This window comes from Kamptonema animale CS-326 (assembly GCF_028330895.1).
GTDB classification, from domain to species: domain Bacteria; phylum Cyanobacteriota; class Cyanobacteriia; order Cyanobacteriales; family Microcoleaceae; genus Kamptonema; species Kamptonema formosum.
In genome coordinates, this window is sequence record NZ_JAQMUA010000250.1 from 12,632 (window position 1) to 34,055 (window position 21,424).

11 protein-coding genes are annotated in these 21,424 nt (G+C 40.8%); all 11 read right to left on the bottom strand.

All coding sequences use genetic code 11. The features are described from left to right. Positions 1 to 215 precede the first annotated feature (215 nt). The 11 genes from PN499_RS14650 to PN499_RS14700 all read right to left on the bottom strand — a co-directional run bounded on the left by PN499_RS14650 (position 216) and on the right by PN499_RS14700 (position 21,323). Positions 216 to 4,961: a PAS domain S-box protein gene (locus tag PN499_RS14650; RefSeq protein ID WP_272032722.1), complete on the bottom strand. Its 4,746-nt coding sequence runs from the start codon at positions 4,959 to 4,961 to the stop codon at positions 216 to 218. 261 nt (positions 4,962 to 5,222) lie between these two features. Beyond that, a complete protein-coding gene (locus PN499_RS14655) occupies positions 5,223 to 6,923 on the bottom strand; it encodes a diguanylate cyclase domain-containing protein (protein ID WP_272032723.1) in 1,701 nt (566 codons plus the stop codon). A 299-nt stretch (positions 6,924 to 7,222) separates the two neighbouring features. Next, complete coding sequence (locus PN499_RS14660) at positions 7,223 to 7,675, bottom strand: response regulator (protein ID WP_272032724.1); 453 nt, start codon at positions 7,673 to 7,675, stop codon at positions 7,223 to 7,225. A gap of 290 nt (positions 7,676 to 7,965) precedes the next feature. Then, positions 7,966 to 9,453: a response regulator gene (locus PN499_RS14665; protein ID WP_272032725.1), complete on the bottom strand. Its 1,488-nt coding sequence runs from the start codon at positions 9,451 to 9,453 to the stop codon at positions 7,966 to 7,968. 84 nt (positions 9,454 to 9,537) lie between these two features. After that, entirely contained in the window at positions 9,538 to 11,529 is a 1,992-nt protein-coding gene (locus PN499_RS14670; protein ID WP_272032726.1) for a response regulator, read from the bottom strand. 102 nt (positions 11,530 to 11,631) lie between these two features. Then, positions 11,632 to 14,523, bottom strand: a complete 2,892-nt coding sequence (locus PN499_RS14675) for a response regulator (RefSeq protein WP_272032727.1) — start codon at positions 14,521 to 14,523, stop codon at positions 11,632 to 11,634. Then, positions 14,520 to 14,915, bottom strand: a complete 396-nt coding sequence (locus tag PN499_RS14680; protein WP_272032728.1) for a response regulator — start codon at positions 14,913 to 14,915, stop codon at positions 14,520 to 14,522. Before PN499_RS14680 ends, PN499_RS14675 begins: the two co-directional genes overlap by 4 nt. 116 nt (positions 14,916 to 15,031) lie before the next feature. Continuing rightward, positions 15,032 to 15,193, bottom strand: a complete 162-nt coding sequence (locus PN499_RS14685) for a hypothetical protein (protein WP_272032729.1) — start codon at positions 15,191 to 15,193, stop codon at positions 15,032 to 15,034. Between the two features lie 332 nt (positions 15,194 to 15,525). Further along, positions 15,526 to 17,670, bottom strand: a complete 2,145-nt coding sequence (locus PN499_RS14690) for a CBS domain-containing protein (RefSeq protein ID WP_272032730.1) — start codon at positions 17,668 to 17,670, stop codon at positions 15,526 to 15,528. A 9-nt stretch (positions 17,671 to 17,679) separates the two neighbouring features. Then, entirely contained in the window at positions 17,680 to 20,262 is a 2,583-nt protein-coding gene (locus tag PN499_RS14695) for a cache domain-containing protein (RefSeq protein ID WP_272032732.1), read from the bottom strand. Beyond that, positions 20,259 to 21,323 carry a sulfonate ABC transporter substrate-binding protein gene (locus tag PN499_RS14700; protein ID WP_272032733.1) on the bottom strand — a complete coding sequence of 355 codons (1,065 nt, stop codon included), beginning with the start codon at positions 21,321 to 21,323 and terminating at the stop codon, positions 20,259 to 20,261. Before PN499_RS14700 ends, PN499_RS14695 begins: the two co-directional genes overlap by 4 nt. Positions 21,324 to 21,424: the final 101 nt, after the last annotated feature.

Consider the following 21,424-nt stretch of genomic DNA (forward strand, 5'->3'; position numbering starts at 1 on the left):
AGTTTTATAAGTCGATAATTAACAGCAGATTCCAGGTTGATTAATTCCAGTAACAGTAGTTTGTAAACCAGTTTCGTAGGTGCTATAGGATTTATAGTTTACTCTATTCACGCCACATCTACTATATGATAAAGATTTATTTAACGCTGCCCTAGCTGGCTAATAAACCGCTCAGAGGGCGATCTTACAATTGTGTAAGGCATATACTTATCAGTCTACTTCAGATATTGCTTTAAAAATTCTCGGATTTGTTTGAGCTGAAACCCTTTAGCAAGTTGGCGCAAATGGGTGACAAATGGAACTAATTGTGGGTCAACTATTTCCAGTCTGCTAATTTCCTCCAAAATAGCTTCGATGTCGCCAATCGCGACCAGTTTAAGCAATGCAGAAATTGACTCAGAGTCAGGAATATGGAGGAAAGGAGGATAGTTAAGAGATTTTTTTGATTCCCCTTTTCTCCTAATTCTTTCTTCCAGATCTTCATAAATCCATTCTAAATCCAAATGTATCCGTAGCCGTTCTAAAAGTTGTGATGCTTCGACAGGTTTGCGGAGAAATTGATCGCAGCCTGCGATTAGACTTTCTTCTTGAGTATTATGAAAAACGCTAGCACTCAGGGCAAGCAAAACTACATTTTTTAGTTCTGGTATCATCCGCAGACACCTGGTGGCTTCAAAGCCGTCCATAACTGGCATTAGCAAGTCCATTAAGATGACGTTTGGTAAAAATTCTACTGCTTTTTGTAAGCAGTCTTTGCCGTCTGTGGCCTCCATAATTTCAAAGCCAATGCGGGAAAGTAACCTCCGCAACATCGCGCGATTGATATCGTTATCATCTACTATTAGCACTTTCCGCTTATTGCCTGTGAAACCGACAATTCTGCCTTTTTCTGGGGGTGCGGCTAATTCGCAGTAAGTGCCTGCTGATGGCAACTCTAAATCTATCCAGAAAACACTCCCTTTGCCCAAACTACTTTTGACACTGATTTCACCTCCCATCATTTTCACTAATTTATAACTAATAGAGAGTCCCAAGCCTGTGCCTTCAATAGAATAAACGCGATCGCTAACTTGGTGGAATGGCAAAAATATTTCTTCTAATTTGTTTTCCTCTATGCCGATACCGGTATCTTCTACTTGAAACCGAATTTTGGTAATTGGTAATGGGTAGTTGATAGCTGTTACTTGTTCGGTTTTAGTTGTTGCTTGTTCTTTTTTACTGGTAATTCCCAGTCCCCAGTCTCCAGTCTCTCCCCAGTCTCCAGCTTCTACATAGCCAACTCTAAAAGTTACGCTGCCACTGTTGGTAAACTTCACTGCATTACCCAGTAAATTAATCAAAACTTGCCGTAACCTTTTATCATCACCACAAACATAGGTAGGTAGGGAAGATATTTGCTCGCACGTAAAGGCAATATTTTTTTGTGCGGATCGCATCTGAAATAGGTCAGCAATATTTTTGACAAAGTTAGGTAAATTAAACTCTACGGGAGAGAGTTCCATTTTCCTAGCTTCAATTTTCGATAGGTCTAAAATATCTTCAATTAGCGTGAGTAGATGTTCGCCGCATTGCTGAATATTACCAAGGCTTTCCTGTTGGTCTTCAGTAATATTTTTGTCGGCTTTGATCAATTGAACATAACCTAAAATTCCATTTAAAGGTGTGCGGAGTTCGTGACTCATATTCGCTAGAAATTCGCTTTTGGCGCGGTTAGCAGCTTCTGCGGCTTCTTTCGCTTGTTGCAAGGCTGATTCTGCCTGCTTGCGATCGCAGATTTCAGTTTGAGCCTGTGCAAATAAGGTCGATTGTTGGATGGCAATCCCCAACTGCACGCACAACTGTCTCAGAGATTCTATCTCAGATGGTTGCCAGAGGCGCTGGCCCGTACACTGGTGGGCAATCAGCAGCCCCCACAGCCGAGTTTGGATTGGGGATTTTGAATTCTCCTTGTTATATTCTGAATCGGGACTATTTTGCAGAATTGGTACTACCAAAAAAGCTTTCACCTGCAACTGCATCAGCAAATTCAGATAGCAAGCATTTAGATCGCCAGCATTAATATCTTCTACGGCTTGAATTCTCCCTTGCTCGTAGAGAGGAATATAGACTTCCGTAAAGCAATTATCTTGAATATCTTGACCAAGAATAGACATACAACAATCATCAACCGACTCGACAACTACAAAGCCACTCCAATCAGGATTGAATCGGTAGATAATCGTGCGATCTATTTGTAAAAATTGCCTGACTTCCAAGACGGCGGTACTGAGGACTTCTTCGAGGTTAAGAGACTGACGAATGCGCTCAACGCTGGCTCCTACAAGTCGTTCTCGCTTTAACTGCTGTTGCAATGCAACTTCGGCTTGTTTGCGTAACCGCAGCTCGTTATAGACATCGCTGATGTCGCGAGCTACCCAGATTACTGAATTTTCCGACACGGGGGAAATGGTGGCAAAAAACCACAATTCACAGTTGCCTGCGAACAAGCTGTACTCAAAATTAACTGTCTGCTTTGTTTCTAGAGCTTGCCGAATTTTAGTCAAAAAAAGCTCGTCCCTAGAGTCGTTTAAAAATTTTTCTATTGTCGGGGTAATAGTATCAATAGCATCAGCATAAAGGCGAGCAGGATTTGTGGGGGCAACTTTTACATTAGTCGCTTCCGCATCAATAACGAGTATAATGTCTGTCATTGCTTCAAACAGAGCGTTCATTTCCGCATAGGAATTTTGTAGTTTTTCTTCGAGAATTTTGCTGTCGCTGATGTCTTTATGAGTACCAGTCATCCGTAGCGGTTTGTTCCACTCATCGCGAACTGTTACTTTTCCGCAATCGGAAATCCACTTCCATGCGCCAAATTTACTCAGCATTCTATATTCTGCTTTGTAGAATTCAGTTGCACCTTCTAGGTGGCTATTCCTGGCGGCAAGTACACTTTCTTTATCATTTGGATGTAGCAGTTTTTCCCAGGAGTTAATACTTTCTTCGATTTCGTCAACTTGATAGCCGAGCATGGTTTTCCACTGAGCATCAAAATAGGTTTTGCCCGTGCTAATATTCCAATCCCATAGTCCGAGAGCGCTAGCTTCCATTGCTAAGTAAAAGCGCTCTTCGCTCTCCCGTAAAGCTGCTTCTGCATTTTTGCGCTGGATGTGAAAACTCAACTGAGCCGCAGCAGCTTTTACCAGTTCAACTAAATGAGGTTGGTAGACAATATGATTGCGGTTAAAGAAAACTAAGACAGCAAAAACTTTTTCTCCCTCGCAAATTGGTACGCCAAAACACGCTTTTAATCCCATTTGAGCGGCAATTTGGGAGCGCCTAAAAGTTGACAATTCAACAAGGGTAACATCTTCTATCCATTCTGGCTTACCTGTCACCCAAATTCGCCCTGCTAACCCCATTCCCGGTGGATATTGAAAATTTTTGCTTTTGCGCCGAAACTGTTCTAAAGCGCGATCGCTGGCATACCATCCATCGCTACATTCTAAAAATGTGCCTTCAGCATTAGGAATCCAAGCTTCTGCCAAATCCCAGCCAATGTTAGCACAAAATAATCCCAAAATGACTGTTAAAGCATCCTGAAAATCCAAGGAGCGATTAATCGCACCAGTTGCTGTTAGTAATAATCGGATTTCTATTTCTGTTTGCTTTTGTTCGGTGATGTCGGTCGCAGTACCAAGAATTTGTTTGAGCTTACCTTCTGGGGTTCTGGTGAAAGCTGTATCGCGGCTGCAAAGCCAGCGCCAACTGCCGTCTCGATGTCGAATGCGGTATTCTATTTCAAAAATGTCCCCATCACTGCTATTTTCTATTTGTTTGATGTAAGCAGGTATTCTGACTAAATCTTCCGGGTGCATTAGAGTGCGGAAAATTTGAGCGCCTATTGCTTGAATTTCTATTGCTGTATAGCCGAGAACCTGGGAGACACCAGAAGAAACGTAAGGACAAGATATTGAACCGTCTGGTGATAGTTGGAATTGATAAATTATTCCTGGTATGTTAGCTGCTAGTCTTTGGAACCTAGCTTCACTTTCTTGTAAAGCTTTTTCTTGACGCTTAGACTCTGTAATGTCTCTAATCGTACCTACTAAAAACTTACGACCATCTGCTTGTTCAAGTATAGTTTTTTTAGTGGAAATTATGTGCAAATTCCCCTGACCATCCGTAAAATTTTCTTCGTTTTCATTGGTTATGCCTGTCCTAAATACCAGTTCGTCTTTTTCTCGAAAAATATCAGCTTCTTCTTTAGGAAAACAATCATAATCTGATTTGCCAATTAGTTCACTATGAGGCTTTCCCATGAGCTGGCAAAAGGCATTGTTTAAAATAATCCAGCGATGCTGTTCATTTTTGACAAAAATAGGGTCAGGATTAGAATTAATTATGTGGTTTAAAAATTCTTCTGAGGATTTTACTGGTAGTTCATGGCAGACCTTATTCCGAGCATTATCGATGCTATTTGACGGGGGAATAATGGCTATGCTTACTAGGGTGTTATCAATCCCAGACGGATATTTTTCTTCACTTTGCTGTAAAATTTGTTGACTATGTTGGCGCTCGACTGCGTAGCGTAGAGAGCGAATTAAAATTTCGCTGTTGATTTTGATCTTTATTAGATAGTCTTGAGCTCCAGCTTGGATTGACTGAATGGCTAATTCTTCATTGGTATTCGAGGTCAACACTACGATGGGAGTGTTTAGGCTGTATTTTTTTAGCCGCGCAACGGTATCTATTCCTCGACTGTCAGGGAGTGAAAGGTCTAATAAAATTACGTCAAAATTTTCTTGATTGAGGAGTTGCTGCGCTCTGCTGACGCGCTCTGCTATGGTAATAGATAAGTGCGGCGCAAAATTGCTAGCTAATAAAAATTCTTGAATTAATTCGGCTTCCTCTAAATTATCTTCTACTACTAGAAGTTTCAATCCCTGGTTTGTTAGATCTGTTTTAAAAAATGTTGTCATTTTTATTAACCATAAATGTTAAGAGAATTATCTACATTTGTAAGTAGGAGGACATCATTAAACCTAAACATTGCTTCTGAAAGCAGGGTAACTCAGTCTTTTCTCTGGCGCTCTTGTATATAACTAAATTTTTCTGCCTTCTGCCTTCTACTTATCAAAAAGTATGTTGTCAAACAGTTGCTTTGTCAACAAAACTTTAAACTATTTTAATTATTTTGCTAAGTTACTGGCAGCAGCTATTTAAACCCCGGCGGGTGAGAATTAAGGCTTGGAAACTACTTGGCAAATCCGATTTCTGCCTTTGGCTTTGGCTTGATAGAGCGCGCGATCGGCACTCTGAATTAGGGTGTCGGGAGAGGCATCAGCAAGGGGAAGTGCGCTAGCAATTCCAAAACTGAGGGTGATGTACGGGTTAATACTGGATTGGGGGTGGGGAAGTTTCAGTATTTCTACGGAGGTGCGAATTGCTCTGGCGATCGCGATCGCGCCTTCGATGGTTGTGTTTGGCAGTAGTATCGTAAATTCTTCGCCGCCGTAACGAGCCGCTAAATCGGCCGGACGTTTAATAGAGGTGGCGATCGCACAGGCAACTCGGACTAAACAGGCATCGCCAGCAGGATGGCCCCAGCAGTCGTTATAAAGCTTAAAAAAGTCGATATCACAGATAATTAAAGATAGCGAAACTAGCTCGCGCGCGCACCGCCGCCATTCCAAGTTTAAGGCGCGATTAAATTGGCGGCGGTTGGCAATTCCGGTTAGTTCATCCGTAGTCGCCAGTCGCTGCAATTTGCGGTTAGCTATCTCTAAGTGGCCGTAAAGTTCTGACTGCTGAATAGCAAGCGCTACTTGATTTGCCAACTGCTGCAAAAAATCTACTTCCCACTGTTGCCACTGCCTAGAACTACTACAATGATATACTGCCAAGATCCCCCAAAGCAGATGTTGGTTGGGCGAACGATCGAGTAAAAATTTCTCCCCTTCTCCCCATTTTTCTATCTCTTCATCTCCCCATTTTTCGCTATCCCACTTTCGCGTTCTCAGTTCTGATGTTTGCCATATAGGTACTGTCAAAACTGCTTTAATATGAAATTCGGCAAACAATTTTTTCTCTTCTGCATCTAGTTGTGCCGCACTGATATCTTCCACTGCTACAAAAGATTCCGTCTTGCTTACCCAGTCACAAGAAAGAGCTAAAGGTGCATCAATATCTCGGCTACCAACATAGCAGTTAAAAGACCCATCAGATGCGATCGCAGCACCTTCTCTTTCCTCTTGTCCTGCTTTTGTGGAACCTCGGCACCGATAAATTATAACACGGTCAGTTTTCAGAAATTGTCGCACTTCTGCTACTGTCTTATGAAGAATATTGGCTAGTTGAATAGAACCACCTGCAAACACGCTTGCCGGCACATCAGAGTAGTAATCTAAATCGCTATTGGGTAGAGAAATTGAAATAATTGAAGAGCGTATCCGCTCGATCATTCGCCCTAAAAGTTGCTCTCTTTGGGCTACTTGCCGCAGGGCTTCCTCCGTTCGCGATCGCGCGATCGCGTAATGCACAGCACGAACTAGCAGTTGCCCTGAAAACCCCCTTTTGACTAGGTAATCCTGTGCTCCGCAGCGTACTGCTTCAATTGCCATATTTTCGTCATTGAGTGAAGTTAAAACGACTATTGGAGCGGTTGACGCTTGTGCTTTCACGCTTTTGACAGTATCAATTCCAAAGCTGTCCGGTAAAGACAAATCTAATAAAATCGCATCAAACTCTCCCTCTAGCAGACTTTTTAGCGCTAAGCTGAGGCGAGCAACTGTTTTGACCCGAATCTCGATATTACTGACTGAATCTAAAAACTCTTCTATCAGTTCGGCATCTACAGGGTCATCCTCCACCAAAAGAATTTTAAGCAATTGGTTAGGCGGAAGCACCACTTTAGCAGTGCGATCGGTGGGACGATATATCATCAGCCTATAGAGAGTATTGGTCTTTAGCAAGTCTGTTAATACCTACCACTCACAATATACCTAAAATATGCACATGAGCGAAAATTTAAAAAATCTTATAAGTATTTGGCTCTAAATTAAACCTAAAATGCCGATTCTGAAAAAGCGCGCCGATAATAGTCACTTCCCTTTTGGCTTAGCCTGAGCGTTATTTGAGCCTTCTACTTAGTAAACTCTCTAATCTCTCTAATTGTATGCTAAACTAATGTGATTAAAATTGGCAGCCTCATAAAATCAACTCCAAACTCCCACTTCACCACTCAAAACTCAGGTGGTAGGGAGATGATTTCAAACCAGTAACGGCACAAGGTGTTCATCACCTCAACTAACGCCTCAAAAGTTATAGGTTTAACTATGAAAGAATTAGCACCCAAGCGGTAGCAGTGAAGGATATCTCCATCTTGCTGTGAGGTAGTTAGTATCACTATTGGGATGTGGCGGAATTTGGGATCGGACTTAATCATCGCTAGGGCCTCTCTACCGTCCAACTTCGGCATATTCAAATCTAGTAAGATTAGATTTGGGTAGGGTGAATTATTAGGCTCGCCATATCGATCGCGGCGATACAAATAGTCTAGCAGTTTTTCCCCATTTTCAACACAGTAAAATGCGATCGCTAATGGAACTTCTCGCACCGCCTCCTGCACTAGAAAGCAGACATCCTCGCTGTCATTAGCCATCAAAATAGTAAATGTTTTTATCTCAGAGGCCACAGCTTTATTCACTCGTGCTGACTTTGTGGCCCTACGCCAATTTGAATAATTATCAATTATGCGTCGGGCGACAACCTGGATCTTAGAAATAAGCTGATTCTGCACGGCAGAGTGTATTAACTAACAAACTTCTCAAGAGTTTATTGGCGGTGTTTATAATCATAGCTGGTAGGTTCAGTGCCATCCGTAATCACAGCCATTTATTACGAATTTATACATAAATAATACCTAGCCTCTAGATACCGCCCAGCTTCGCCCACTATCCCCTAGTCGGTAATTATAACAGTAGATTACAGTTTAATATAGGGCAGAGTAAAATAAAAAGTTGCGCCAGCACCTAGTTGAGATTCTACCCAAATTTTGCCGCCATGACGTTCCACAATTTTTTGACAAATTGCTAAACCAATACCAGTACCAGTATATTCTTCTTGTGTATGCAGTCGCTGAAAAATTTGGAATATTCGCTCTGAATGTTTGGAATCAATGCCAATTCCATTATCGCTGACAGAGAATAACCAGTCGGTTTCCCGGCGCTCAACACTAAGGTGAATTATCGGGGGATAGTCGCGGCGATACTTAATAGCATTCCCAATTAAATTCTGAAACACTTGCACCATTTGTGAACAATCCCCGATGACTATAGGTAAGTCACAGCGGCTAACAGTGGCTTGATTTTTGCGGATGGCTAAGTGTAAATTCCCACAAGCTTCTTCAAAAATTTGATTGCAATCTGTTGCCTCAAAATCTTTACTTTTTTTACTAACCCGCGAATATTCTAGCAAATCATCAATTAGCGACTGCATACGCACAGAGCCTTTAATCATTTTCTGAATAAACTTCATCGCATTAGCGTCAATTTGGTCTCTGTAGCGCCCTTCTAAAAGTTGAGCGTAGCTGGCTATTGTTGATAGAGGTGCTTGCAAATCGTGGGAAGCAACATAAGCAAACTGTTCGAGTTCCGCATTAGAACGAGCCAATTCTTCTTCTGCTTGTTTGCGTGCTGTAATGTTGTGAAAAGTTACTGCGAAGCCGTCATTTAACTTAACAGCAACAATTTGCAACCAACAAGGACTAAGCTTTTCCTGTTCGTAATAAAACTCTGTATCTAGTGGCTCTCCTGTTTCGACTACAGAAACATATAAATCAAAGAGACCATTTTTGCGATGCAGAGGCATTTCTTCTAACAAATATTTACCAACTAGCTCTTCTGATTTGAGAGCTAAGATGGCTTCAACCGAGTGATTCACCAAAATCCATTGGAAATCAACAATCTTTCTCTCTTTGTTCCTGACAGTAGCAAAAGCGGCTATCCCGTCGAGAGAGCTGTTCAATATACTTGCTATAAGTGACTGCGACTGTTGCAAGAGAGCATTTTGCTCTTCTAATTTATTTTGCAGCTTTTGAAGGGCAATTTGGGTATCAATTCGAGCTAAAACTTCTTCCACTTGAAACGGCTTAGTAATATAATCTACGCCCCCCACTTGAAAAGCTTTAATTTTATATTGAACATCATCTAAACCGCTTAAGAAAATGATGGGAACTGAGCGAGTTGATTCCATAGATTTCAGCTTTTGACAAAGTTCATAGCCGTCCATATCCGGCATCATAATATCAAGTAAAATTAAATTGGGTGGAGAGCCAAGCGCGGCATTAAGCCCTAATTGACCAGAGATCGCCCTTTTAACGTTATACCCCTGATCTGTCAGAATCTTTGATAAAAACCGTAAATTACTGGGTTGATCGTCCACAATTAATATTTTGAGCTTATTATTATCCATGGTCTTCATATTAAATTGGCTATACAATAGCTAAATCAAATAGTTTTTAGGAATTGGTAGTAACTACCAGCGAGCATCATCAGCTTATTCATGCCCCAGTTCGGATTCTATAGTTGATTGAGTTATACGCACTATTCTATCAAGACGGAAATCCTCTAACAAATCTTTTAAAGCCTCACCTAAAGCCATAAAATTTTCTGGTATTTTGTCAATTAACTGGCAGACTAAATCTTCATTAACTTCGTTAGCGGCCTGATTTAGCTGTTGTACCCAATTCAAGGGCATCTGACCCAGCAGAGGCAAAAAGAAGGAATCTGGTCTTTCGCTGATAAAATAACGTAGACCTGGGGTAGTGTTTATAACTGGGGGTAACTCCTCGTAAATATAGCGCACTCCTAAGAACTCCGTCATCTTTTCAAAGATTACCTGTTCTTGGAAAGGTTTACGAACAAAATCATCGCAACCTGCTGCGATAATTTCGTCCCGCCTTTCTTCAAAGGCACTGGCAGTTAGAGCAATAATTACAGTACGAAAACTATTAATTTGAGACTGATTATTGATTAAAACTTTCTCTTCTTTCTCCCTTTCTTTAGCTCTAATTTGTATAGCAACCTCCATACCATCAATTACAGGCATCCGCGTATCAAGTAAAATCAAATGTGGCTGCCAACTATCCCAGAGAGTCAGTGCTTGTTCGCCATTTTCAGCTTCTAGAACTTCAAAACCTATGGGTTGAAGCAACTTAACTAATAGCAAGCGATTTTCGTGAGTATCGTCAACTACTAAAATCCGATAACTTTCTTGATCTGCCTCTAATGTACTTACCCGTTGCGGGGATTGCTCTATGACTTCATAAGCATCTGCTTGGCTAATTTGGATATTAAATTTAAAAATTGTTCCTTTATTTAAAGCACTAACTGCTGTAATATTTCCCTTTAATAGCTGTACAAATTTTTTAGTAATAGTTAAACCTAACCCTGTGCCTTCGGCGGACTTACGACCAGCTTCGCTTTGTACAAAAGCATCAAATAAACTGTCAATTTCTTCTGGTGCTATTCCCACACCAGTATCTTCTACTTCAAAAGTAATTGGGAATTGTTCGCCATCGGAAACTGTTGTATGCACTAATACAGGTCTTGACTCTATCCCACCCAAATTTACTCGTAAAGTAACACTACCATTTTCAGTGAATTTAATTGCATTTCCCAGCAAGTTAATTAAACATATACGCAATTTTTTTTCATCAGCTTTGATATAGTGAGGCACATCAGGATGTACGGTAAATCTCAGTTTTAAACCTTTTTTTTCTGCTTTGAAGTGAAACATCTCTTCAAGAGTGTCAAGGAGTCGATATAGGTCAAAGCTGGTTTCAGATATCGTAATTATACCGGCTTCGATTTTGGACATATCCAAAACATCATTAATCAAATCCAGTAAGTGTTCGCCACTGCGGTTAATAATCCTCAGATTTTCCAACTGATCCGTACTGAGGAAAGGGTCGCGAATCATGACTTGGGTAAAGCCTAAAATAGCATTGAGAGGGGTACGTAATTCGTGGCTCATATTGGCGAGAAATTCACTTTTAGCTTTGGATGCAGCGGCGGCAGATTCTTCTGCTTTTTTGCGTTCGACTATTTCTTTTTGCAGTTGTTCATTTTGCTGAATCAGTTGTTTTTGCAGCCTTTGGATAGTCAGTTGATGTTCAACTCTGGCAACAACTTCTTCTACTTGGAATGGTTTGGTGATATAGTCTTCGCCGCCGACCTGAAAAGCCTTAACTTTATCCAATACTTCATCTAAAGCGCTAATAAAGATTACGGGAATTTTTGAGGTCTGGGAATCAGCTTTTAGTTCTTCGCAGACTTCATAGCCATTCGTGTCGGGCATTCTGATGTCCAGTAAAATTAGATCGGGGGGAGCTGAACGTGCTGCTCTGACTGCCATTTTCCCATTAATTACGCCTCTGACTTTATACCCACTTTCAGACAAGGTTGCAGATAAAACTTGTAAATTTTCTGGGGTGTCGTCAACGATTAAAATGTTACCTTTATTAATTTCTGTGTGGTTGCTAGTCATTATTACTGGTTGATTGCTAATTTTGGGGTTTGATCGCAAATCGCTAATCGCTAATTGCTTTCCTCCGATTAGCTATTAGACAATATTAAAAAAAATACTTACCTACAAATTTCTAAGTTCCTCAATTAAATCAAGAATTTTATCACACCGGAAGTTATTAACTAGCTGTGCTAATGCTTTACTCAAATTAGCGCGATCGCTAGGTATTTCGGAAAGCAACTGAAAAATGTTGTCGTTATCAACAGAGTCAGCCGCATCATACAATTTATCGATCCACTCAAGAGGCATCCCTTGGAAAGATGAAGGCTCTAAAATAAAGGACGAATCTGATTGTCCGCTTTCTGATACCTGATTTGTTAAAGATGGGGATCGCCTTCCCCTTGGGGAGGAAGATAAAACTTGTTCTTCATAAAGATAACGTACTCCTAAATATTTAGCCATCTTTTCTAAGATTACCTGTTCTCGAAACGGCTTGGCTACAAAGTCATCACAACCTGTTGACAAAATAATAGATCGCTCTTCATCAAAAGCACTTGCTGTCAGGGCAATAATTACTGTTGCCTGACCTTTTAAATGGGCTTTGATTTGTTTTGTGGCTTCATACCCGTCCATCACGGGCATCCTCATATCCATCAAGATGAGGTGGGGTTCCCAACTCGACCACAAATCAACAGCAACGGCTCCATTTTCGGCGGCGCGAACAGAAAAGCCTAGTGATGTCAGCAATCTTACTAGCAGAAGGCGGCTTTCAAGACGATCGTCAACGGCTAAGATCCGGTATTCTGGTTGTCCCGCTTCTAGTCCAATGACACGCCTAGTTGTTTCTGACCCTTGAATTTCAACTAGATCAGGAAGACTAATTTCGATGTTGAATTTAAAAATACTTCCCTTATTTATATTGCTATTGACTGTAATATCCCCTCCCATTAATTGCACAAATTGTCTGCTAATTGGTAAACCTAAACCAGTTCCTTCTTGAGCTTTCATACCTGATTCTGTTTGTACGAAAGGCTTAAATAAGTTGTCTATTTCTTCGGGTGCAATTCCCAAACCAGTATCTTCGATCTCAAACTGAAGGAAGAAGGAAGAATCATCAGAAAAGCCGATCGAATTTTTTGTATTTTTATTTGACTCTGTTGACTCCAAATTGGGAATCTTTTCCTGATTTTCGGCGATCTCTATTGACTCTAAATCTAGGGTTTTTAAGTGTTTTACTGGGAAAATCTCTTTTTCGCTTATTCTTTCATCTTCTTTATTTTTTATTGCTTCTTCTTTCATTCTAACACGCAATGTCACTCCCCCTTCTTGCGTAAATTTGATTGCATTTCCTAAAATATTAATCAAGGTTTGGCGTAATTTACTTTCATCTGTTTGCACGTATTGGGGAAGATCGGGGGCAATATCAATAATTAGCTGCAAATTCTTTTTTTCTGCTTGTAACTGAAACATTTTCTCTATACTTTCCAGCAGGTGGTAGAGGTCAAAATTGTTTTTGTTGACTGTCACCTGACCTACTTCTATTTTGGACATTTGCAGAATATTGTTGATCAGGTTAAGTAAATGTTCTCCACTACGGCTAATAATTCCTAAGTGTTCTTTTTGCTCGGATTTGAGGGACGAATCACGGGCTAGCAATTGGGTAAAACCGAGAATAGCATTCAGAGGAGTACGCAGTTCGTGGCTCATATTTGAGAGGAATTCGCTTTTAGCACGGTTAGCTTTGTCAGCGGCTTCTTTTGCCTTTTGTAGCGCTATTTCTGCCTGTTTTCGATCGCTAATATCCATCATGATTATCAATAGTTTCTCTATCTGTCCCTGCTGACTAAAAACTGGTTCTCCTCTTGCTTCTATATGGCGAATAGAACCGTTAGAGCGTACAATACGATATTCTATTTTATGGGTTTTACCTTCAACAAGAATGCTGTTAAAAGTTTTTTCCCAAAGTTCTCTGTCGTCGGGATGAATGTACTGGCGAAATTCCTCACAAGTGGGTTTAGGTTGATTTGGGTCAAGATCAAAAATTCGGAAGAGTTCTTCTGACCAAGTAGTATTATTACTCAATAGATCGACTTCGCAACTACCAACATGGGCTATTCGTTGAGCTGCTGCTAAAAAAGCTTCTGAAGCGCGAAGTTTTTCTTCTGCCCGTTTGCGATCGCTGATATCCTGGCTGACAGAAATTACGCAAGTTTGTCCTTGGATATCAATGATCTCTGCTGATAGGAGTGCTGTTCTGACTTCGCCTGTTTTCGGGCAAAATTGAAATTCATAGTTCCTAACTATACCTTGTTTTACTAATCCTTGAAAAAGGCGAGCGCGGTCTTCTTCATTTGCCCAAAGACCTAGCTCAATGGCAGTTTTACCAATGATTTCTTCGCAGGTGCAACCAACCATAGCGCAGAAAGCATCATTAACTTCGATATGTTGGCCGTCGCTAAGTCTCGTAATAGTAATGGGGTTGGGAGAAGATCGAAAAGCCTTGGCAAACTTTTCCTCGGAAAGTCGCAGTTCTGCTGTCCGCTGCTCTACCAGTGTTTCTAGTTCCTCATTTAGTTGCTGGAGTTTAACATTTTGATCGGCGAGTTGTTTATCCTGAGAATAACTGCGAATTGCTTCTCTTACGGTCAAAATTAGGTCTGACTGGTGCCAAGGTTTAGCTATGTAGCGATATAGCTGAGCATATTTAATAGCATTGGAAACAGCTTGTAAATCTGCTTGGCCTGTGAGCAAAATTTTGATAGTTTTCGGGGAAATACTGTGAATCTGCTTTAATAATTCATCCCCTTTTATATCGGGCATGAAGTAATCCGAAATCACTAAAGGTACTTCGTATTTCTCTTCTTCAATCAGCTCAATTATTAACTCTAAAGCATCTGCCCCTCCTTCCGCAGTTTCAATTGTATATTCTTCTCCCAGCGCTTTTTTTAGCTCAATTTTCAAACTTTCTAAAATTGTCGGCTCATCGTCAACACAGATAATTACAGGTTTATTCATAATTTTTTCAACCCAGATTTTATTATTGAAATCAATTCCTTACTGTCCCAAGGCTTGTGCAAGCAAGCGTGTAGTTCCGCCTTCTTTTTGGCACGATCGATCGCTAACTCATCAGCTTGACCCGTCAACATCACCTTAACAATATTGGGATATTTTTCATGAACTTTAATTAGAAATTCGTCTCCCTTAATGCCGGGCATTAACCAATCAGAAACAATCACTAAAATATCCGTGTCTTCATCTTTTAGTTCTTCAATTACTTCTAATGCTTCATCGGCACTTTCTGCCCCTTCATAGGCATAATCATCCCCAAATTCTTTTTTTAGTTGGATTTTTAAACTATTTAAAACCACTATTTCATCATCCACACATAGAATTGCTGACTTAGACATGAATTTCCCTCCTAGTTTTGATTGAGCGGTAAAGAGACAGTAACTCTAGTTTGTTCTACTGGGCTATAAACATAACTTTTACCTTGATGCCGATCCTATAATTTTTCTCGTACTATCTAAACCAAAATGGCTGTCAGATTCTGGGATTTTGTGGTAAGAATTTGAGCGAAAATTATCGGTAGAAGTTCTGGGGGAATGCCCTTACCGCCAGTAATGTTTACCAGTAGATTATTCGCCTGCCAACTTGCAATCGTGTTTAAAGCCCCCTTATTATCCATCACTTGCCAAGTATTATAAATCAGATGTATTCACAATCGATTGAGTTCCTCAAGATAGCATAACATAACTGGCAACTCTGCTCCATAGTTTCTGTGCAGTTCCCTACTATCTTGGAGTTGGGTTGCACTCCATAGTTCTAGAGAGTATTAAATATATTGAGCGACTCTAGGTAAGGCTTTTAACTCGTTGTTCTCCCGTCAGCAGCAACAATTTACCAGAAAATTAAATGATAACAAATTATGTTTCGGTGCTTATTTAGAGGGGGTTTTGGCTAAAATAAGTCTATATCTATGGTTATTTTACTTGCTTTTAATTTCCCAGTGAAATGATTTTAGTTGGAATTTAGGGGCAAAACCACAGTGAATTTAGTTTTTCCTGACCAGGATTCTACTTGAATTTCGCCCTGATGTTTGTCAATAATTTTCTTGACAATATCTAACCCTAAACCGCTTCCTTCCCCCGGCGCTTTAGTAGTGAAGAATGGTTCAAATATTCTGGGCATAATCTCTGGAGGGATACCTTTCCCCGTATCGATGATGCTCACTAATAAGCTTGGCTCCTGTTGCTTTACTTCAATGTGTAAAGTGCCTCGATAATTCATCGCTTGCAAAGCATTATAAAGCAAGTTTGTCCAAACTTGATTCAGTTCATCAGGATAGCACAGTATATATGGCAAATTAGGGTCGTAGTTTCTAACTACTTCAACACCCTGTTTGATTTGGTAGTGGTAAAGAGTTAATACGGTTTCTATTCCCTCAGCGATATTTGCAGATACTTTTTCGCCAGAATTATCATACCGACCGTAACTCTTTAATGCAAATACTATTTTAGCAGCGCGTTCTGTGGCAGTGGCAATCGTGCGGGTACTTTTCTGGACTGTAGCGAATTGATAGGCGGCTTGTAAGATAGTTTGACTATCGGCCGCTTTTAACAAAGGTAAAAAAGGTTCGATTTCACCGCCGACACCGATATCTGCTAAGGTACAGGCAAGACTGTCTGCTTCTGCAATTTCTTGGGATTCTAGCTGACGCTGCAAAGCTTTTCTGAGCTGGCGTTTTTGTTTACTTGATAAGGTATCTGCTTGCTGGGTTGACTTTTGCAGAAGGGTAAAGAAATACTGCTGGCGTTCTAAGGATAGTTCTTGAAAAAATCTTGGTAAACGTTCTAAATTTTCTGTGAAAAACTCTAATATATTCTGTACAGAGGAGCGAATTGCGGCTAAAGGAGTATTGATTTCATGAGCTACTCCAGCAATTAGTTGTCCCAGAGCTGCCATTTTTTCTGAGTGAATTAACTCTTGTTGTGCTGCTTGCAAATTGGTAAGGACTAGCGCTAATTCTTGGTTGCTTGCTGCCAGTTGTGCCGTGCGTTCTTGCACTCGTTGTTCGAGTTCAGCGTTAAGGCGACGCACTTCGGCTTCGGCTTCGGCGCGATCGCAAATTTCCTGCTTGAGTTGAGCGTTAGCTTGTCTCAGTTCCAGGGTTTGGTGTTTAATTTGTTCTTCTAAACTTTCATTTAACTGCCGCAACTTCTCTTCTGCCTGTTGCCGTTGCGTTGCTTCCTGTTGCATTTTATCATTAACTGTTCTCAACTCTTGAGTTTTTTCTGCGATAGTTTGCTGCAAAATTTCGACAGTAGCATACATTTCGATGGGATCTATGGCATACAATAGGGTAGATTGCGTGACGATTCCTACTAAATATCCATCTGTATCTACTACCACTAACCGCCTAATTTCGTGCCTTTCCATCATCTCATGTGTGTGCCAGAGATTAGTATTGAGTTGTACTGGTAGCAACGGAGAACTCATCAATTTTTCGGCGGGAATTTGGGCAATATCAAGTCCAGTTGCTGTAAATTTAACTAGATCTTTTTCCGTAATAATGCCAATAGGTTTGAGAGGTTTACCATTAGCAATGGCTTCTGAATAACCGCAAGATTGACAAATAACTACGCAGCTTTTTCTGTTGGTTGCCATCTGCTGAGCGACTTCAAAAACTGAAGCATTTGCAGGAGCAGTAATTACCGCCGTCGTCATAATTTCTCCTACGCGCCCCATTTGCAGTAAGTCGGTCGGTTTGAGAACCTGTCGCAAACTATCGGGGGTGACAACACCAATCGGATATCCTTGCTCGTCTACGATGGGCAGGTGGCGAATTTTGGAGGAACGGAACAGGGCTAATACTGAGTAGATATCGCCAGCTTCTACAACGGTGATAGTAATCAAATTTTGCGTCATTACTTGGGAGATAGCAACTCCTTCTAAAGGAGTTTTACTAGCAGTGAGTTTGACTACATCTCGCTCTGTAAAAATCCCCAGTAAATTCTTTTTTTCTACTATCAATGTATAGCTAGCGCCAGAGTAACTCATGGCTGCGATCGCCTCTGTAACGGGAATCCCCGGAGCCATTAGCAATGGATTGCGATCGATTGCTTGCTCTAGTAAGCTTTGGGTATCAGAAAGATTTTGTGACATGGGAAAGCCCTAAAAGGTGATCGGGAATGACACAGTAAATATCGTTTTACCAGGTATGGAGTTAACTTCTATTTTACCAGTATGCCTTTCAATAATTTTTCTGACAATATCCAATCCCAAGCCGCTACCTTCGCCAGGTAGTTTTGTGGTAAAAAATGGCTCGAATATTCTCGGTATAATCTCAGAGGATATGCCTTTACCGCTATCGATGATATTGACTAACATAGTTCTGTTCTGTTGTTTTACTTCTATTGTTAAGGTTCCTTTGTAGTCCATTGCTTGCAGCGCATTGTGAATAAGATTTGTCCAAACTTGATTGAGTTCATCGGGATAGCAGAGAACAGACGGTAACTCGGGTTCGTAGTTCCTGATTACTTCGACTCCCTGTTTAAATTGGTTATGATAAAGAGTTAATACAGTTTCAATTCCCTCCGCGATATTAGCTACTACTTTTTTGCCAGAATGATCGTAACGAGCATAATTTTTCAACGCAAACACTATTTTTGCTGCTCTGTCTGTGGCTGTCTTAATAGTAGCAGCACTTTTTTGGATGCTCGAAATTTGATATGCTCGCTGTAAAATCCTAGCGTTGCTTTGGTCTTGTATACATGGCAAAAAAGGTTTTACATTATCGTAAACTCCGATATCAATTAGCGTGTCAGCAATCGTGTCAGCTTTTTCAATGGCGTGGGCTTCAAGTTCCCGAATTAAAGCTTTTTTTAATTGTCGTTTTTCTTTACTAGATAAGGTCGTTTGTTGGTGGGTAGAATTTTCCAGCAAGGTAAAGAAATCAAAGTAGCGCTCTGGTGATAGCTGTTGAAAAAATTCGGGTAACTCCGAGAAGTCACTCGCGAAGAAATCGATAATATTTTCAACGGACGAGCGAATGGCTGCTAGGGGAGTATTAACTTCGTGGGCAACTCCGGCAATAAGTTGTCCTAGTGCAGCCATTTTTTCTGATATAATTAATTCTTGTTGTGCGGCTTTGAGATGTTCAATAGCTTGGGAGAGTTCTTGAGTGCGTTCTTGCACTTCGATTTCTAAATTGCGGTTGTATTCTGCTAATAATTTCTCTGCTTGTTTGCGCTGGGTAATATCTGTAAAAGCTGCAAGCGCGTAAGCAATATTTCCCTGTTCGTCATATATAGGAGTTCCCCAAACTTCTATGGGAATAATCTTGTCAGGTTGGTGGATTTCCATATTGTCAATGTTGACACTTTTTCCTTGCAGCGCACATCTAATAGGATCGTATTCTTTGGGGTAAATTTCTTTACTGTCCGCGAGATACATTTGGTAGATTTCTCTTAATTGGTCGGCAGTAGCATCAGCAACTAAACCTTTTGCTAGCAACTGCTCAGCGTGAGAATTCACATAGTAGGGTTGACCCTGATCGTTGACAATAAACACGCCTACAGGCATCGCTTCCAGAAATTGAGCCAGCCGTTGTTCGCTGTCTTGCAATTTCTTAAAATACCTTTGTAATTCCTCCGCCATCCGGTTAAAAGACTGAGCTAACTCCCCAAATTCATTAGAAGTAGCAATATTAACTCGACTGCCAAACTCGCCTCCACTAATTCTAGATGCAGCAGCAGCCAGGTATTTTAAGGGAATAGTAATTGACCTAGAAAAAATGATTCCCAAAGCAACTGCTGCCAGCGCAGATATTAGAGTAGCGCCGCCCATTACTAACACCATTGAGCGCACGGGAGCATAGGCTTCCGATATGGGGAGTTCTACAGCAACCATCCATTGTACCCGTCGCACTATGGTAGCTGTTCCGACAACTTCTTCGCCGTTTAATCCTTGATAAACAATAGCTGGCTGTATCTCTGGAGATAAGGATAATTTGAATAATTCTCGCACAAATGGACGGTCTTTGAGGTTTTGCAGGTTAAATCTACTGGGGTTGCTATCTTTTCTGGCGATTAAAACTGAACGGTTGTCTAAAATATAGGCATAGCCAGTTTTTCCAACTTGCGTCCGATCCACAATTTGAGTCAAAAAATTGAGATTGATTTTGGCAAATAAGATGCCAGCAATTTTATTTTGACTGTTGCGAATGGGCAGAGCTAAAGTAGCGACAGGCAAATTTATTTCGGAGTCCATTTCCACTGGACTGATATAATTTTGACCCATTCTAAATATCTCTAAAAACATTGGTGAATTACCAGATATTTGCAGTAAAAGTGAACTGGAAAAAGATATAGGTGCGTAGGGTGACATTGCCTGCACGACTTGACCGCGCTCGTTGAGAATGCCAACTATTTCATAGGCGCTATTGCTATTTGCCAATCCATCTAGAATCCGGCGCTGAGTTTCCGAGTTAAAATCTGTTAAGCCGCGCAGTTCAGAAAGATAGTTGAGCTGGCGTTGCAAGTTGTCCAAATAACCGCTAATTTTGTTAGCTGCTCCCTGCGCTCGCTCTTGCTGAAGTAACCTGGTCTGTTCTGCTTGTTCGCGAAAACTGAGATAGGTTAATGCACTTCCAGCTATTAGTACGCTGGAGACAACGATCGCAACTAAACCATAACGGAGTTGATTAGCGATTGACAGCATTTTATTTTTGTGACTTACTATTTTAGCTTCGTTCATTGAAAGGGGCCCCATTGACTAAATCCCTGCTTCCATACAGCATCCTCTACCCAAATTCGCTTTTTAAGTAGCCCTAAACGAAAAAAGGTTTCAGCAATCCGCTGCTGTTCTTCAATCGCTCGATCTTGAATGGGTATTGCGTCATAGCGGCGGCTTTTAGTTACTATTAAAGCTGTGGCAGGTTTCATCCTCATGCTAGTAGTTAAAATTTGAGCAGCTTGTTCGGGGTAATTAGTTATCCAAATGCCGATCTTATGCGCTTCTTCTATTACAATTTTGATAATCTCCGCACGGTCGTTCCCGAAGGAACGAGTCGCGACATAAAAATTTCTGTCATTCATTAGCCCGTCGGTATTAGTCAGGAGGCGAACGGGCGTATTTTCTTGCAACTCAGCTAAAAATGGATTCCAGCCAGCCCAAACATCGACTTTTCCCTGCTTAAATGCTGCCTGTCCTTGAGGCGGTAGTAAATCTACAAATTCTATATCTTTTAGTGTCAAACCACCTTTACTCAAGGCCTGAATTAAAAGATATTGACCTGCGGATGCCTTTGTTGCTGTTATTTTCTTTCCTTTTAGATCCGCTAGCGTGCGAATGGGCGAATCTTTAGGAACTAAAATACCCATACTTTCAGGCGTTGATGAATCATTAGCAATATAGACAAAATCTACCCCGTTAGCTTGAGCAAATATGGGCGGGATAACTCCAGCATAACCCAGATCGATTTTTCCTTCTCCCATTGCTTCTAGGATCTGTTTGCCTGCGGAAAATTCAGTCCATTCTACTGAAAAACCCATTGGTGCTAAGCGCTTTTCGAGAGTACCTTGAGTTTTGAGATAGAGTAGGGTTCCGTGAGGTTGATGACCGATGCGAATAATTTTTGTTTGGGAGTGGAAGTTTTGGAGTTGGGAGGTGTTAAGTGAGTGTGGTAAAATGTAGCTGCCGAGAATTAAACTCAAGCATAAGCCCAGAAGAAATAATACTAAAAAGGTGAATTTCCAATGCTGTTTAATTTTAGTTAAAACAGATAGGAATGAGGAACGAAGCCGCGAACCAGCCATTTTTTTATTAATTGGTAATTGTAATGCTCTAATTTAAACAGGCATTACACATTTATTATGTAAGATTGCTCAAAACTTTTCCAGCTTGAGGGTCAGGAAAT

Excerpts from the sequence above, each read along its gene's own strand:
- PN499_RS14650 (WP_272032722.1), bottom strand. The coding sequence starts at position 4,961 with ATGACAACATTTTTTAAAACAGATCTAACAAACCAGGGATTGAAACTT.
- PN499_RS14675 (WP_272032727.1), bottom strand. The coding sequence starts at position 14,523 with ATGAATAAACCTGTAATTATCTGTGTTGACGATGAGCCGACAATTTTA.
- PN499_RS14665 (WP_272032725.1), bottom strand. The coding sequence starts at position 9,453 with ATGGATAATAATAAGCTCAAAATATTAATTGTGGACGATCAACCCAGT.
- PN499_RS14670 (WP_272032726.1), bottom strand. The coding sequence starts at position 11,529 with ATGACTAGCAACCACACAGAAATTAATAAAGGTAACATTTTAATCGTT.
- PN499_RS14680 (WP_272032728.1), bottom strand. The coding sequence starts at position 14,915 with ATGTCTAAGTCAGCAATTCTATGTGTGGATGATGAAATAGTGGTTTTA.
- PN499_RS14685 (WP_272032729.1), bottom strand. The coding sequence starts at position 15,193 with ATGGATAATAAGGGGGCTTTAAACACGATTGCAAGTTGGCAGGCGAAT.
- PN499_RS14695 (WP_272032732.1), bottom strand. The coding sequence starts at position 20,262 with ATGAACGAAGCTAAAATAGTAAGTCACAAAAATAAAATGCTGTCAATC.
- PN499_RS14655 (WP_272032723.1), bottom strand. The coding sequence starts at position 6,923 with ATGATATATCGTCCCACCGATCGCACTGCTAAAGTGGTGCTTCCGCCT.
- PN499_RS14690 (WP_272032730.1), bottom strand. The coding sequence starts at position 17,670 with ATGTCACAAAATCTTTCTGATACCCAAAGCTTACTAGAGCAAGCAATC.
- PN499_RS14700 (WP_272032733.1), bottom strand. The coding sequence starts at position 21,323 with ATGGCTGGTTCGCGGCTTCGTTCCTCATTCCTATCTGTTTTAACTAAA.